This window comes from Mucilaginibacter myungsuensis, assembly GCF_015222005.1.
Lineage (GTDB): Bacteria > Bacteroidota > Bacteroidia > Sphingobacteriales > Sphingobacteriaceae > Mucilaginibacter > Mucilaginibacter myungsuensis.
Genome location: NZ_JADFFL010000003.1, coordinates 477,979 through 493,068, shown reverse-complemented (window position 1 = coordinate 493,068; position 15,090 = coordinate 477,979). Strand labels below are relative to the sequence as shown.

The window sequence follows — 15,090 nt, the reverse complement described above, 5'->3', positions numbered from 1 at the left end:
GGCAAATTTATCTGGTGAACACCATCTAAGCGATCCCCCAATTATTCACCACATTTATTCTTGTCCTTCTAAGCCTCTGCCCGTTTTATGCTGTAACTCATCTATCTTTTTTGATGCCTCGGCTTTGGTAAGAGTTTCATCAACTTCTTCACCGGCTTCGGCACTAAGCGTAGTTAAATAAGATAACTGTGCGCCGGTTATCTTTTCGTCGCCGGTGGTCCAATCATCCGGATCTTTTATCGTGTTCGAAGTATTGTCTTCTAAAGACCGTTGCTTATCCTCATCGGTTGGGAAAAGCTTTTCTTCCTGATCGTTACTTTTCATATCGCGTACTAATTTATTTAGTAACGCCATAGTGTGCGATCTGTTTTTAAAAAAGTAAAGTTCAGGCGATGAGTGGTGTCGTCGTCACAGATCACCAAAGTATACAGATCACTTCACTACCGTAGCTTCCAGCTCAACTTTCAAGGTCTCAAACAAAGTCTTCACCTCAAAAAAGGTCGCAGCCTGTTTAATACCATTAGCTGATATCCATTGACCAAATTTTTCAAAATGGGGGAAAAATTCCTCGTGCGATGTGGTGTACACATTCAATCGCACAATATTCTTGGTCTCGTATCCTGCTTCGCGGATCACCTGCTCCAGGTTCTGTATGGCGATATCTAATTGGGTTCCCATATCGGCATCACTTGAGGTTCCGTCGGCAAGTACCGCCGCCTGACCTGCGCAATAAAGCGTAGCGGTCACATTTTTAGCTTCTACAGCCTGCACGTAGTGGCGGCTGTCTTGCCATTTCCAGGGGTTTATCGTTCTCTTTTCCATATGGCAAAATTAGAACGACCGATCTGGAACTGACCGTGACCTATATCACATTCGGCTTAAGGTCTCGCGGGATACACCTAAATAAGCAGCCAATTGTGTCTTTGGGACGCGCTGCAACAAAGCCGGATATAGCCGCATCAATTGCTCGTACCGTTCCTGCGCGCTGGATGTCATCAGCGAGAGGATACGACGCTGTGCGCTGAGCATAGAATTAATGGATCGCTCGAGCAGGAAGTGTTCCATTTTAGGCAATTGGCGTAAGGCCTGAAGATCATCTAACGATAAGCACAGCACCTCCGTATCCTCTAAACAGACCATGGCTAAGGTAGCTTTGCTACGAGTATAATAAGCCTGAAAATCGTTATCCCACCAATCCTCCATGGCAAAAGACAGGATATGCTCTTTGATGGTCTCCGGGTCGGTGTAGACCAACTTGGTCAGGCCCGATAAGATGTAATAGTTATCAGGCACGGCATCACCGGCGCTGAAAATATGATCGTTCTTTTTAAAGGATCGGTGCCTAAAGTAGGGTACGATCGCTTCAAACTCGTCATCACTTAACAGGATCACTTTTTCAAACTGTGCGCGTAGCGCAGGGTACATCATGTTTAACAAATTACTTCCCTATCAAAAACACCAACACCTCATCTAACCGCTTAGCCCAATCACGTTCTGAGTGAGATGCACCTTCAAATACTAAACTTTTAAAGTTCTTACTGCCGTAACCTTTACGTTTAAATAGAGCATCAACCTTTACCTGTGCAGGCGCGTAAAGTGAATCTAAAGTGATTGTGCCATGGTCAAAGTAAAAGCGATGCCCACCTGTTGACGGGAGTTTCTTATCCAGATAATTGACCATCGCATCCGGTATAGCGGTATTCTGAACGAATGTCCCAGTCCAATGTGTCGACATGCAGAACGCGCCTGAGAATATCTGCGGATAACTACAGACCGCGTAGAGCGATATCATACCACCTAAGCTGGAGCCGCCGATGAAAGTGTGCGCAGCATCGCCATAGGTGGAGTAATTAGCGTCGATATAAGGCTTCAATTCGGTAACGATGAACTTGAGGTAATTATCGGCTATCGGTCCGCTGGGCATTAGCTTATCTAATTCGGCACGTTCGGGTTGGGGGACGGTACCGACCACCGCCTGCGGGAAAAACTCAGCCAGGCGTTTGGCTCCGTTGTTATCTATGCCGACCACGATCAGGTCGCGCATTTTTTTTGTTTTGGTGAGGCGGTCCAGTGTTTCGTCCAGTTGCCATTCCTGATGGTTCCAGGTGGTGGTGGAGTCGAACAGCATTTGGCCGTCGTGCATGTATAGGACGGCGTATTTTTTCTTGGCGCTGTAGTCGGCCGGCAGCCATATTCTAATATTGCGCCCGTCAACATATTTCGACTTGATGGGTACGGTCTTGATCTGTTGACCAAAGGCGATCAGCGGGAACATTATGATCGCTATTAAAAAAGCCCGGTATTTTTTCATCGGTATACTGCTTAATTAAAGTCCTTCACCCAAGTTGATAACCGGGTTTATCTTGAGCAGATCGGCTATGAAAGGAGCGCGATCAGCCGGCGATATGATCACACTATCGAATTTACCATAAGTGACCTCGATGCGTTCGGTAACAGAAAGGGCAGGCGAACTTAGGATGCTGCCGGTCTTGCTGATGGTTTTGATCTGATCTATCGGGATGCTGATACTGGCCATCCAGCCCGAGCGTACTTTAGTGTAGTTGCTGTGATGGTGTAATTAGTATTAAGGAAGATGGGCAGTACGATGCCAAAGATGGCGGCGCATAAAATGATCATCGGGATCAATTGCCTGTCAATGGCGGCCATTACCGTGGGTACAGCCAATACAAGGCTTACCGGGATCCAAAGACCATAACTAATGGCCGAACGATATTTGATATCGGGTGTCATCCTGCAAGATAGTAATTATCGGCCGCGTCGCAATTCACCCCTTATTTGTCGCCTTAGGGCATTGCTGTGGTTGTGCTGTGCTTGTACATTTGATCATAAACCAAAAAATAAAAAAATACTTATGGCAACTCAAATTTTTGTGAATCTTTCTGTAGATGATCTGGACAGGTCGGTATCGTTCTTTACCAAACTTGGCTATACTTTTAACCCGCAATTTACGGATGAAAAGGCTACGTGCATGATCGTGAGCGACACCATCTACATTATGCTGCTCACCAAGCCGTTCTTCCAAACGTTCACGCCAAAAAGGATCATTGACGCGCATACCGAAGTTGAATGTTCTATCTGCCTATCTGCAGAAAGTAAAGATGCCGTTAACGAGATGGTTGCCAAGGCCGAAGCGGCAGGCGCCACTATCCCTAACCCCGCTACCGACTACGGCTTTATGTATCAGCATAGTTTTGCCGACCTTGACGGTCATCATTGGGAATACGTTTGGATGGACCCGAACGGTGCCCCGCCTCAACAGGCTTAATATTCGGCGAAAACCTTGTCGGGATAGCACCATAACCAGCGCTCTCCCGGCTCGGCAGAGCTGATCACCGGGTGGCTCGTCTCGTGATAATGCGCCGTCATGTGTTTCATCGGCGAATCATCGCAGCAAAGCGTTACGCCGCAGGTTTGGCAGGTGCGCAGGTGTACCCAGGTGCCGTGCTGTTTGATGCATTCTTCGCAGACATGCTCGTCGGCAACTTGTAGCGTGGTTAGTTCTTGGATGTGGGAGCAGGTGGTTTGCATAATGTTTTGTCTGAACCGCTGATCATAATGATCTTTTTGATTACGCTGATGATCTTTATCTTGAATACTCAATTACGTCATTGCTTCGTTCCTACCTATGACATATTTTTGAAGGGTGTCATGGTGAGCCCGTCGAACCATGGTGCGGTGGGCTTGACACTTTGCAAGTGGTGACCATGTACATCGGTCATGCCCTGGGCACGTCGCCCTTCGACGGGCTCAGGGTGACACCCCTTGGCATTTCACCTTCACAGTCCCAGCGGGATCTGTAAGCTCGCAATGACGTAGGTAGGTGGGATCTTACTCGTCCAATATATCACCCAACTCTTCCAATACCCATTTAAGGGCTACTATCTTGTGCTGATATTCGGATATATCCAACTTGGCGCGCTTATCATTTTTAGACATGCTTTGCAGGATGGCTATTTCGGTCTTGATGTCTTCTTCTGTTCTCATGATGGTGTTTGTGCTATAATTTACAAACCTACACATTTAAGATTATTTGTTGTTGGCCACAAAGTAATCGTGGAAAAACTGTAGCTGGTACTTGATGGAGTTAGCCCAATAGCGAGAATCGTGACCGCCGGGACGGGTAATAAAATCGTGCGGGATATTGCGGTATAGTAACTCATCGTGCAGGTTGCAATTCACCTTGTAAAAGAAATCTTCGGTACCGCAATCAATGATCAGCGATAGTTTTTTAGGTGTAAGCAGGTGCAGCATGTTGATCACTGTGTTCTTCTCCCAGTTTTCAGGTTTGTCGGCGTAAGTACCCAGCAACTGCGACATATCCCAGTTATTAGGGAACGGGCGAATATCCACGCCGCCGCTTGTACTACCTGCCGCGCCGTAAACATCCTGGTGTTTAAACGAGACGTAAAGCGCGCCATGGCCTCCCATGCTCAAACCCGTGATAGCTCTGCCTGTGCGGTTCTTGATGGTCTTGTAATGCTCATCTACGTATTTCACCAGTTCGGTGCTGATGTAGGTCTCGTATTTAGATTTCGGATTCTCCGGCGCGTCAAAATACCAGCTGCGTACGTTGCCATCGGCACAAACGATCATCAGGTTGTCGGCATCGGCAATATCTTTCAGGTGAGGGGCAAAGGATATCCAGTTTTTGTAATCGGCACCAAAACCGTGCAGCAGATACACTACGGGCATGGCTTTCAGGTTATCGTAATTAGCCGGACTGATCACAACGGCTTTTATCTTTTTCTTCATTACGTCGCTATAGGTCTCTACGGTATCGACCCTGGCGGCGCGGGTTATGAGGGAGCAAGTGAGAATAAAACAAGTTAAGGCAATGCCTTTAAATAAATTACGCATGGGTTTGGTATATTTTGGTCAGCCTAATATAGCAGTTTTATCTGATATGGTTGTATCGATTTAGCAGGGGGTATTACTGTTTGTTTTGAACGTTAGGCACTTTGCAAGGTGGCTCTTCATATGCCGTTCTTTTGTCTTGACACAAAAGAACCAAACCGAGCATAGCGAGCTCATGAACACATGAATAAATAAAAAACTCGTGAATAAAAGTCAAGACAGCGCTAATGCTTATACGCACAGGCCTTTCCCCTGCAGGCAGCCAATTGCTCGTACCGCACATACCAAATGCATTGGCCACCTCACCCGACGCCAAACCGCTGTCGGAGAAAAAGAATAGAAAGCAATGGTTTTTTCTAACGACCTACAAAGCCCTATTGATCCCCACTTCCAAACCCCTTAACTCAGCCAATCCACGTAAGCGACCGATAGCAGAGTAGCCCGGATTGGTCTTTTTACCAAGATCATCCAGCATTTGGTGACCGTGATCGGGGCGCATTGGGATGTTCACTTCCCGCTCTTGCATCACTTCTACTACTGCTTTTACAACGCTGTACATATCAACGTCGCCTTCCAGGTGGTTATCCTCGTAAAAATCGCCGAATTGGTTGCGACGGGTGCTACGCAAGTGCAAAAAGTTAATGCGATCTCCAAACTGTTTTACCATAGCCGGCAGGTCATTATCCGGCCGAACGCCGAATGATCCGGTGCAAAAACATAGACCGTTATTTAATGACGGAACGGCTGCGGCAAGCGCCTCAATATCATCCGCAGTACTCACCACCCTCGGCAAGCCAAGGATAGGGTAGGGAGGGTCATCGGGGTGGATCACCATTTTGGTTCCACACTCGTCCGCCACGGGGATGATCTGCTCTAAAAAGTAGATCAGGTTTGCGCGGAGGCCATCGGCACCAAGTCCGGCATAAGTATCCAAAGCCGACTGGAAATTTTCTAACGTAAAGCTTTCTTCGCTGCCGGGTAGTCCGGCTATGATATTGCGTTGTAATAAGGCTTTGTCCGCATCGCTCATGCCCTCAAAACGGGCTTTGGCGCGGGCGGTATCTTCGGCATTATATTCAGCTTCGGCACCTGGTCGTTTAAGGATGAACAGGTCGAACGCAATGAAAGCCGCTTTCTCGAATAATAACGCTTTAGACCCATCCTCGACCGTATAGGCCAGATCGGTACGTGTCCAATCCAGCACCGGCATAAAATTGTAAGTGATTATATGAATACCGCACTCGGCCAGGTTACGGATGCTGCGTTTGTAATTATCAACAAAAGTTAAGTAGGTACCCGTCTGCGTTTTGATCGCTTCGTGCACGGGGACGCTTTCTACCACGTTCCAAACCAATCCGGCATCAGCAATAATTTGCTGGCGTTTTTGGATCTCGTCTACTGGCCAAACTTGTCCGTTAGTGATATGGTGCAGTGCGCTCACCACACCCGTGCAACCCGACTGGCGGATATCGGCCAAACTAACAGGGTCATTAGGGCCATACCAACGCATGGTCTGTATCATTTGGTAGGGTTTGTTTGGAGTGGCAGCGGCGGTCATGGGCATACGGTTACAATTGTATTTGTCAAAAATATAAATAGGATCCGAAGTTGAGTTGGTTGGCGGTATTTATCGGTGGTAAAATATACGGGAACGTTTGCGGCGGTGTAGATGAGTGTCCTATTACAATAGGTGATCCCTTGTTCGGGAACCCATCATAAGGTCAGTAACGCAAAGCGGCTTTGCGCGTGGGGTGCTAAAACAAGTTCAGCATGACTTTTGGGAGGGTACAGAGTGCAATAAAAAAGCGCCACTGACCCAGTCAGCGGCGCTTAAGCTAAATTTATATAATGAGAATCTTGTGTCGATGTGTTAGTCCATCTCGGCGTACACTGGTTTTTTGACACCGCTGTCGTAAGCTTTCAGGCCTTTTTTAAGGATCTTGCGGGCTACGTGGATGCGGGTCTTAACGGTACCGATAGGGATATCCAGGTGCTCGGCAATTTCGTGGTATTTGTGGCCTTCAAAATACATGGTGAAAGGCACGTAGTAATCTTGTGGTAGTTTATCTAAAGCGCGGCGGATATCATCCATCACAAATTTAGATTCGCCTTGGTTTTTAGTTGAGCTGAATACTAAGTTGGCCGAAGATATCTCTTCGCTCTTAGTTACAAATGTGCTCATTTTAACAAAGCGGCGGTAGTTGTTAATGAAGGTGTTCTTCATGATGGTGTACAACCAGCCTTTAAGGTTAGTACCCTCTTTAAACTTGTTGTAGTAAGTGATAGCTTTTAACATTGTATCTTGTACAAGGTCGTTAGCATCGTCCGCGTCGTGGGTGAAGTGTAAGGCGTATGAACGTAATGAACTTGCCTGACGTAATACCAATGTGTTAAACTCTATCTTATTCATACAATGTTATTTTTAGATGTAGATGTATACACTAAGGCAAACATGATACCGATTTGGCATTGTATGGAATAATGGAACAGGTGTACAGTGCCAATTATAACAAATTTTGTTTGGCAAAACAGCTGTGATGCAATTGAGGTAATATCTTAAAACGCTGATAAATAGACTGTTTTGGCTATGTTGAGGATAAACAGGGGGTGTTAAAACAAAGCCGGTTAAGATTTTGTTAAGAATTTTTAGATGGGTGAATTAAACTATTACGTTCACCTCACGTTCTAACAGAACGCCAAATTTAGTGTACACACTGTCTATGATTTGCGACGACAGTGCATAAATTTCAGTACCCGTGGCACCGCCATGGTTCACCAGCACCAGTGCTTGGTTATGCCATGTGCCCGCGCTACCCACCGTTTTTCCTTTCCAGCCGCATTGTTCTATCAGCCAACCGGCGGCAAGTTTTACCATACCATCACCTGCGGGATAATTAACCACGTCTGGGAAGTTCTGTTGTACGGTGGCGAATTGCTCGGCAGTGATAACCGGGTTCTTAAAAAAGCTTCCCGCGTTGCCAATGGTAGAAGGGTCTGGGAGTTTAGACACACGTATGTGCGATACCACTTGAGATACATCCTTTATAGTAGGCTGGCTGATGCCACGGTTAGCCAACTCCTGCCCGATAGCGCCATAGCTCAATTTAAGGCTCGGCGTAAGCGATAGATGGAATTTTACGGACACTATAATATACTGTCCTTTTAATTCGGTCTTAAATACACTCTCGCGATAACCAAAGCCACAATCATCTTTACTAAAGGTTTTAAATGTGCTGGTAGCTATCTCAAAAGCGCGACAGCTCTCGAACACATCTTTCAACTCCACACCGTAAGCACCTATGTTCTGTATTGGCGACGCGCCCACCGAACCCGGTATCAGGCTCAGGTTCTCCAGTCCGGCGTAGCCATGGGTAACGGCGTATTGCACCAGATCATTCCAAACCTCGCCCGCGCCGGCCTCTACAAATACATCATTGTGACTGATGCGGTGTTCTATCCCACGGATATTCATGCGGATCACCAGGCCATCGTAATCGTTCAGCAATAGCATATTGCTGCCGCCGCCCATCACTAATCGCGGCATATCCTTCCATTGCGGATCCATGAACAGCTCTGTCAGCTCCTCCTCGTGACTGATCTCGGCAAAGTACTTAGCCGAAGCTTCGATACCGAAAGAGTTAAAGTTTTTTAAGGATACGTTCTGCTGGATCTGTAACATGGGGTGCTTTTGGGTGTCGGGGGCGAATTTCGGAATTTTAATTTATATCTATACTTTAGGCATACACTTACACCATATCATATGCGCAAATACTTAGGATATCTATTTTTAACAACTTTATCCTTTACTGGTTGCTTAGGAGAGACAGATAAACGGGATGTCGAATTTTCAGAACGTGATACTTCTGCCACAACATCCCCCGGTCATTTATCGACAATAAGTTATGAAACTTCAAAGATCATCGACAGTACGGGTTATGTAATGTTCCCACTGATAGGCATAGTTGAAGGGCAGGAGCAAAATGGTGGTGACTCCTATTCCAGCAAAGGTTACAGGGCGAGCACTTATTGGAATATCGTATTTTATAATTCAGAGAACAAAGAGCAGCGATTGTTAACCCCCGACCGCAAGCTTATTATTACCGGCTATAACATTGCATCTTCATCGGATGACAGCGGACCAATAAACAAGGTGACCGGACCAGGTACGGCCGAAGTGTCGAAACTGATATTTTATAAAATGATCTGCGAAGACGTAAATAAGAATGGCGGGATAGATATCGATGATCCCGAATATCTCTTTATCTCAGATAAAATAGGTAAGGGTTTTAAGCAAATATCCCCATTTGATCTGTCGGTCACCGGCTGGAGTGTTATTGATAAGACGGGGCTATTGCTGATCAATGCGCGACCGGATTCTAATAAGGATGGAAAATTTGACAGTGATGATCGCGATGTGTGTTATTTATACGATTTAAAAAATGGGGGTGATGCCAAACCGGTGTTTAGCAAAGAGTTTAGTAGATCGGTGGTTAATACTTATAAAAAGCAATGGCCGGTGAAGAAATAAGCGATCACGATACCGCTCTGCTTATCGGGGATCGCCACGTCGCTGGTAAAAGCTCCTCGCGATGACGTGCTGTTTGGATCATTTCGCACTTGGCATTACGCCTTTCTCATTTTTTTTAAATTCATTTGATAATAAAAAACAAAACCGCTACATTTGCACTCCTGTTTTAAAAGGGAAAGTATAAGAAAATAAAGTCATGAAAAGAACGTTCCAGCCATCTCAGCGTAAAAGAAGAAACAAACACGGTTTCCGTGAGCGTATGTCATCTGCTAACGGCAGAAGGGTTTTAGCTGCGAGAAGAGCTAAAGGCAGAAAAAGATTATCAGTATCTGACGAGCGTCGTCACAAAGCATAGTACATCTGATCGCTTGCTCCGGTAATGGAGTTTGGCCGGCTATGCAATAGGTCATACCAGGTCATATCAAAGCTCTCATGTACACTTTTAAAAAAGAAGAACGGTTATGTAATAAGACCATCATTGATGGGCTTTTCCGTAGCGGTTCTTCTTTTTTGTGCTATCCTTACAAGGTGTCCTGGGCGTTCACCGATCGGTTCAGCGTTCCGGCACAAGTGGTATTTGCCGCTCCTAAAAAGCGTTTTAAACACGCCGTGGATCGTAACCTCATTAAACGCCGCATGCGCGAGGCTTACCGTCTGCACAAACAACAACAACTTTACGATCAGCTTACCGCTATGGATAAGCATTTGGCCCTCTCGTTGGTATACGTAGGCACCGAGGTGCTTGACTATATCACTATAGAGAAAAAAATGCTGAAGATGTTCGGTCTGCTCTCACAACAGCTTGCCAAATGATGTGGCTGTGGGATATGATCAAGCGCGGTATTGGCGGCATATTTTTGCTGCTGATACGGCTGTACCAGATCTTGCTATCGCCAATTTTGGGTGCACAATGCCGCTATAACCCTACCTGCTCTGCTTACGGTGCCGAAGCCATAAAAAAATACGGCCCGTTTAAAGGCGGATGGTTAACTTTGAAACGGATAGGCCGCTGCCACCCCTGGGGCGGGCATGGGCACGATCCGGTACCGTGAGGAAGTCTTTTAAGTCAGTGGTCTTAAGTCGGAAGTCTCAAGTCAGAAGTCTTAAGTCAGAAATGATGGATGTCATTTTTGGTAAGTACTTCGGACTTAAGACTTAGCACTTCGGACTTAAGACTTAAGACTCAGAATTTAAGACTTAAAAATGATCCTACAAATAGAGACCGCCACTACATCCTGCTCCGTTGCGCTATCGCACAATGGTATCGTTATGTCTAAAAAAGAATTAGATCAGCGCAATGTACATGCCGAGGTGTTGACGCTGTTCATTCAGGATGTATGTGCTGAGGCTGGTATCGCCCTTGCTGATCTGGACGCGGTGGCTGTAAGCAGCGGGCCGGGATCTTATACAGGTCTGCGTATTGGCGTCTCTACCGCTAAAGGTTTATGCTTTGCACTGGATAAACCACTCATCGCGGTAGAAAGCCTTAAAGCTATGGCTGATGGCATGGCAATTCGCTTAGGTGCTGAGCTAACAGATAACACTTTGCTTTGCCCTATGATCGATGCCCGCCGGATGGAAGTGTTCGCGGCGATGTTCGATACTAAAGGAAACAAAGTAATGCCGACCGAGGCTGTTATTGTGGACGGAGATAGTTTTGCCGATCTGTTAGCCGATCACCAGATCATCTTTTTTGGCGATGGTGCTATGAAATGCCGTGAGACCGTTACCCATCCGAACGCAAGCTTTGTAGACGGCTTCGCTAATTCAGCTATCGATATTACTACCGAAGCCACTGTTAAATTGGCTGCTAAAGAATTTCAGGATGTTGCCTACTTTGAACCCTACTATCTGAAAGATTTTATTGCCGGGGTGAAAAAGTCTGTTTAGAAATAGGTAACCGCTCCGCCGACTTTCGACTTCGTACTTCCGACTCCGGACTTATTGATAATCCTTGCCTGTGATACGCTCACGCAGTTTTCTAAAGATGCTGCGTTTAGGCCCCATAGGGATGTAGCTGGCATTTAATGGATGCTCTAAAATATTACCGAATTTGAGCGAGAAGCCCAGATAAAAATTAGCACCCGTATACTTGTTGTTGGCAAAGGTTTCGCCCAGCTTTGGTTGGTAAGCTTCGCGCGCTAATCCTAACGTCTGACCAACACGGTCGGACCCGATAAAAAATTCTACGTTAGGCGACTTGACCATGAACTGTAGGCCCATGTTCATGTACTTCATATCGCTGTATGATGCCGTAACGGTGCCAATAATATTGCGGTACTGCAGGTGGTTCACTAAAGCCCCGGTAAAGCCCTTGTAAAACAGCTCTTTCGATGCGATAAAGGTTGGCGTGTATTTAGCGGTAATACTTTCTATCCAAAACGATTTCGCCACACTGCCTTCGGCTAAAGAGTTGGTATTACTTACATAGGCCCTTTGTACACCATTATTCTGCACAATAGAAAGGGCGGTGCGGGCAGTACGGGCCTCTAAATTAGGTAGCGATAGATCCTGTATGATACCGGTATTATCAAACTCGCCAACGGCCGACTGGTTGTTCCAGCGGATAAAGCCCAGGTCCTTAACGTTAAATTGAAATTTGAATTTATCTTCTGTAAGGTATCCTAATCCAAAACTGATAGAAGCGCCGGGGTTGCGGAAGGTTGGCAGCAGATCGTGCGAGGTAAAATTACCGGGCTGAAAACTGGCACGATACGTGCCGGCCAAACTTAAGAACGCCTGATCGTTGGGGCGGTCATAAGTGATTACGCTTCGGTAGATATTTACCCTGTTGGCTACAACGCCTAAGATAGCACCTACTTTAACACCAAAGGATAGTTGCTCGTCCAGGTCTTCGCGGTAGGTCAACCCCAATTGGTGGTAAACTTGGTAATTATAACGTGCGTTAAAAAAGTTGGACTGGACATTACCGAACTGATTATCATCGTTCAGTATAGCTATAGATTCGTCGGGGTATTGGCCGTGTCCTTCGGCTTTGGTGCGGGCAAAAACGCCCCATTCTTTAGCGCCGTCTAAGCTGCGGTGCACCTTAAGCATAAACCAATAGCTGTTAAAAGATGCGTTGGCGTAGTTAAAGTTATTTTGCCCCAGGGTTATTTTGCTGTCGTCATAATAACCGATAAAGGCGCGGGTTTTTAATGCTGATTGCGAGTTGCCGGCCAACGTAAAGTCTACATTAAAGTTAGGTACAAATAAGTTGAAGGCGAACCTGCGGCTCGAGTCGGCAATGAAAATTTTTTGGCTGGGGTTCTCGAAAGAGTCGTACAGGGTACCCGTATTGTAATGCGAAAATTGTTGAGCCGACAACCTTTGGCTAAACAGGAGGAGAGAGAATAGAAAGAATAAGCCGGTAAAAGATCTGTTCATCCGTGTAGTCAATAGCTCGGTTTATCGGCTGTATATATCTTGATATGAGATATACGTTTAGTCCTTTAAAAATAATTCGTTTAGTGATGTTATACGCAATAATAACACTAATTGTTGTTAACGATGGCAAATTAATTGTTACTAAAACAAGTAATTCAGTCGTTAAATGTTAAGCAAAAGTTAGTGTAATAGCTGCCGTCGGCGCCGCTCAGCTGCCACGATAAGGCCTGCAGCCTATCACCAATTTGCCCATCGGGGTTAAAAAGTGTTGAGTATGAGGGTTTCATATCCCGTTTAAGCAATGGATAAACATTGCGGAAGTGTATTAAGTAGCTCACATTACAGCGTTCGGCCAGTAGGTTATCAAATTTCTGGAAACCGTCCGTACGGTTCAAAAATTTGTCGTTATCGTAACTATCCTTGAAACTGTTCAGCTCGTTTTGGCTGTTGGATAGGATAAGGTATCCGTCCAATATCATAAAATAAGGGTGGTTGAACACGCTAAAGGCATCGCCCAATAAAAAGAACGGTAATTTGTTGTAGCGGAACTGGCCCACATCATCAGTAGCCATATTGCTGATGCTGACCATCAGTTGCCGCGTCGACTGCGGGTCTTTGATGGGGATGATCGCGAACTTCTCGTCAAAGCGGGTGGTCACTACAGCAAACTCGCCCGTTAACTGACCATTGAATTTGCCGGGTAACGATACGCCGCTCTCGTCTTTTACCTTTTTGAACAGGGTATTTTTTTCTGCCTCGAGACCAGCGTTCTTATGGAACTGATCCAGATCCTGAGCGAATTTTTTAACATCCGACAAGGTAAAGCAAGTACTCAAGGCCGTGGTCGATGGCAGCAGGTCTTTCAGTTTGGATACAGTTGGCTGTTGCTTGCGGAAGAGCGTGGCATAGCTTAGGCGCTTATCGGTCTGTATGTTGGTGTAGCCATTAAAGATCAGCGCATCCTTACGATAATTTATAGGGAGCGCTGCCAGTCCCGGCATCATCCGCAAGGTCTTTAAAACGCTGTTATTGGTCGACTTAAAGAACATATCGAACAGCGGTGTCAGCTGCTCATAATTAACATATAGGTTGGCCAGCGAGTTATTATTCTGCTGGTCGGGTATCTGCAAATAGTTAATGCTGCCCTTGGCTGGTTTGTAACCGGCGCTTTGCTCGGCCAATGGTTTAGAGAAACTGCCCGAGAAGATATTGTTGCCCTTATCGGCCACATAGAAGGTCTTTTTAAGGCTATCGAGATAAATGCTGTAACCATTTTTACCGCCCAGTTTAGTGTCGGTGATCTTTAGGCCGGTTTTGGCTTGTTTGGCTAACTCAGCTATATGCGTTTTGCTAAAAATGGCCGAACCTGCCACGGTGATCAAAAAACTGATGCTGTCGGCAGGTTGCCCGTGTATAGAAACGTAGATGTGCTGATCGTTAAAGTAGTTTTTCAGCAACGGGGCGTTCAATAACTTACGGCGGAGCAGGTCCAACTCCTGCATTTTTTGTTTGCCGGCAATGTTGGTCAACAGGTCGTTGTCTTTAAAGATGTCGTAAAAACCGGCATCGTTACCAAATTCAAAAACAAGTCCGGCGGTATTGGGGATGCTCTCCATCACTTTGCCGGTGCTGGATGCAGTAGTGGTGTTCAAATTTTTAAAGTACACCACCGTTACGGCCACCACCGCGACCAGTAAAATTATAGTGATGATGATATGCTTTTTCATATTTACCCGGGGGACTTTCAAATGTAGGAAATTAAGCCGCCAATTGAAGCGCAATGCACGAATTACACAATCTGGCGGGACATAAATTGTGCGGATCTGTACTTATTAGCCGATCTGTGTAATTTGTTATCAATAGAGAAAATTAGTGCCGATAATGTAACTTAGCCCCATTATCTATTGTAATGAATAAACAGATCATTATCACCGCAGCTTTTTTTGGTATGCTGGCCGTTGTTTTGGGTGCTTTTGGTGCACATGCGCTTAAAGCCGTATTTACCCCCGCACATTTGGATACCTGGCACACAGCGGTGCAATACCACTTTTACCACGTGTTCGCGTTGTTGTTCCTGTCTACTTTTGCCAGGTTCAAGACCGGGCTGATCGCTGCCAGTTTTTATCTGTTCACGGCCGGTATCATATTCTTTTCGGGGTCGCTTTACCTGTTGTCCTGCCGCGATGTGCTGAATATTTCGTGGCTGCATATCCTTGGTCCGATCACTCCGGTTGGTGGCTTTTTGTTTATTGCCGGCTGGGTAACTTTGGCTTTGGCCGCATACCGTAACAAGTAATTTT

General features: G+C 45.9%; 21 protein-coding genes. 7 read left to right on the top strand and 14 right to left on the bottom strand.

The genetic code is table 11. The features are described 5' to 3' along the window. Window positions 1–54: 54 nt before the first annotated feature. From IRJ16_RS09825 to IRJ16_RS09800, 6 genes are all read right to left on the bottom strand, one after another. A complete protein-coding gene (locus tag IRJ16_RS09825) occupies window positions 55–354 on the bottom strand; it encodes a DUF3072 domain-containing protein (protein WP_228079994.1) in 300 nt (99 codons plus the stop codon). Between the two features lie 78 nt (window positions 355–432). Continuing rightward, window positions 433–822 carry a RidA family protein gene (locus IRJ16_RS09820; RefSeq protein WP_194111367.1) on the bottom strand — a complete coding sequence of 130 codons (390 nt, stop codon included), beginning with the start codon at window positions 820–822 and terminating at the stop codon, window positions 433–435. Window positions 823–867: 45 nt separating this feature from the next. Then, entirely contained in the window at window positions 868–1,428 is a 561-nt protein-coding gene (locus IRJ16_RS09815) for a Crp/Fnr family transcriptional regulator (RefSeq protein WP_228079992.1), read from the bottom strand. Window positions 1,429–1,438: 10 nt separating this feature from the next. Beyond that, window positions 1,439–2,311 (bottom strand): alpha/beta hydrolase, encoded by an 873-nt coding sequence (locus IRJ16_RS09810; protein ID WP_194111366.1) that lies wholly within the window; start codon window positions 2,309–2,311, stop codon window positions 1,439–1,441. Between the two features lie 15 nt (window positions 2,312–2,326). Then, window positions 2,327–2,536 carry a PH domain-containing protein gene (locus tag IRJ16_RS09805; protein WP_194111365.1) on the bottom strand — a complete coding sequence of 70 codons (210 nt, stop codon included), beginning with the start codon at window positions 2,534–2,536 and terminating at the stop codon, window positions 2,327–2,329. Beyond that, a complete protein-coding gene (locus IRJ16_RS09800; protein WP_194111364.1) occupies window positions 2,512–2,751 on the bottom strand; it encodes a hypothetical protein in 240 nt (79 codons plus the stop codon). The genes IRJ16_RS09805 and IRJ16_RS09800 overlap by 25 nt, the downstream gene beginning before the upstream one ends. Before the next feature lie 121 nt (window positions 2,752–2,872). Here IRJ16_RS09800 and IRJ16_RS09795 point away from each other — a divergent pair, with 121 nt between their 5' ends. Next, complete coding sequence (locus IRJ16_RS09795; protein WP_194111363.1) at window positions 2,873–3,286, top strand: VOC family protein; 414 nt, start codon at window positions 2,873–2,875, stop codon at window positions 3,284–3,286. Here IRJ16_RS09795 and IRJ16_RS09790 read toward each other — a convergent pair. The 6 genes from IRJ16_RS09790 to murB form a co-directional block, all read right to left on the bottom strand. Beyond that, window positions 3,283–3,621 carry a UBP-type zinc finger domain-containing protein gene (locus IRJ16_RS09790; RefSeq protein ID WP_228079990.1) on the bottom strand — a complete coding sequence of 113 codons (339 nt, stop codon included), beginning with the start codon at window positions 3,619–3,621 and terminating at the stop codon, window positions 3,283–3,285. The genes IRJ16_RS09795 and IRJ16_RS09790 overlap by 4 nt on opposite strands. Window positions 3,622–3,849: 228 nt before the next feature. After that, complete coding sequence (locus IRJ16_RS09785; RefSeq protein ID WP_194111362.1) at window positions 3,850–4,005, bottom strand: hypothetical protein; 156 nt, start codon at window positions 4,003–4,005, stop codon at window positions 3,850–3,852. Window positions 4,006–4,047: 42 nt separating this feature from the next. Beyond that, on the bottom strand, window positions 4,048–4,878 hold the full coding sequence (locus IRJ16_RS09780) for an alpha/beta hydrolase (protein WP_194111361.1): 831 nt from the start codon (window positions 4,876–4,878) through the stop codon (window positions 4,048–4,050). 361 nt (window positions 4,879–5,239) lie between these two features. Further along, window positions 5,240–6,439: a mannonate dehydratase gene (uxuA, locus tag IRJ16_RS09775; protein ID WP_228079988.1), complete on the bottom strand. Its 1,200-nt coding sequence runs from the start codon at window positions 6,437–6,439 to the stop codon at window positions 5,240–5,242. Between the two features lie 306 nt (window positions 6,440–6,745). Continuing rightward, on the bottom strand, window positions 6,746–7,285 hold the full coding sequence (locus IRJ16_RS09770) for an RNA polymerase sigma factor (protein WP_194111360.1): 540 nt from the start codon (window positions 7,283–7,285) through the stop codon (window positions 6,746–6,748). Between the two features lie 249 nt (window positions 7,286–7,534). Continuing rightward, complete coding sequence (murB, locus tag IRJ16_RS09765) at window positions 7,535–8,554, bottom strand: UDP-N-acetylmuramate dehydrogenase (RefSeq protein ID WP_194111359.1); 1,020 nt, start codon at window positions 8,552–8,554, stop codon at window positions 7,535–7,537. 261 nt (window positions 8,555–8,815) lie between these two features. Between murB and IRJ16_RS09760 the strand changes: the two genes are divergently transcribed. The 5 genes from IRJ16_RS09760 (at window position 8,816) to tsaB (ending at window position 11,293) form a co-directional block, all read left to right on the top strand. Continuing rightward, window positions 8,816–9,403, top strand: a complete 588-nt coding sequence (locus IRJ16_RS09760) for a hypothetical protein (RefSeq protein ID WP_194111358.1) — start codon at window positions 8,816–8,818, stop codon at window positions 9,401–9,403. Window positions 9,404–9,599: 196 nt separating this feature from the next. After that, window positions 9,600–9,758, top strand: coding sequence for a 50S ribosomal protein L34 (rpmH, locus tag IRJ16_RS09755; RefSeq protein ID WP_194111357.1), 159 nt, complete (start codon window positions 9,600–9,602; stop codon window positions 9,756–9,758). 77 nt (window positions 9,759–9,835) lie between these two features. After that, window positions 9,836–10,216, top strand: a complete 381-nt coding sequence (locus IRJ16_RS09750) for a ribonuclease P protein component (protein WP_194111356.1) — start codon at window positions 9,836–9,838, stop codon at window positions 10,214–10,216. Then, window positions 10,213–10,455, top strand: coding sequence for a membrane protein insertion efficiency factor YidD (gene yidD, locus IRJ16_RS09745; protein WP_194111355.1), 243 nt, complete (start codon window positions 10,213–10,215; stop codon window positions 10,453–10,455). The genes IRJ16_RS09750 and yidD overlap by 4 nt, the downstream gene beginning before the upstream one ends. 151 nt (window positions 10,456–10,606) lie before the next feature. Further along, window positions 10,607–11,293: a tRNA (adenosine(37)-N6)-threonylcarbamoyltransferase complex dimerization subunit type 1 TsaB gene (gene tsaB, locus IRJ16_RS09740; RefSeq protein WP_194111354.1), complete on the top strand. Its 687-nt coding sequence runs from the start codon at window positions 10,607–10,609 to the stop codon at window positions 11,291–11,293. A gap of 51 nt (window positions 11,294–11,344) precedes the next feature. On the opposite strand, the gene IRJ16_RS09735 is transcribed toward tsaB, so the two are convergent. After that, window positions 11,345–12,790 (bottom strand): DUF5723 family protein, encoded by a 1,446-nt coding sequence (locus tag IRJ16_RS09735; RefSeq protein ID WP_194111353.1) that lies wholly within the window; start codon window positions 12,788–12,790, stop codon window positions 11,345–11,347. Window positions 12,791–12,945: 155 nt separating this feature from the next. Beyond that, window positions 12,946–14,517 (bottom strand): hypothetical protein, encoded by a 1,572-nt coding sequence (locus IRJ16_RS09730; RefSeq protein WP_194111352.1) that lies wholly within the window; start codon window positions 14,515–14,517, stop codon window positions 12,946–12,948. 182 nt (window positions 14,518–14,699) lie between these two features. Between IRJ16_RS09730 and IRJ16_RS09725 the strand changes: the two genes are divergently transcribed. Beyond that, on the top strand, window positions 14,700–15,086 hold the full coding sequence (locus IRJ16_RS09725) for a DUF423 domain-containing protein (protein ID WP_194111351.1): 387 nt from the start codon (window positions 14,700–14,702) through the stop codon (window positions 15,084–15,086). Window positions 15,087–15,090 lie beyond the last annotated feature (4 nt).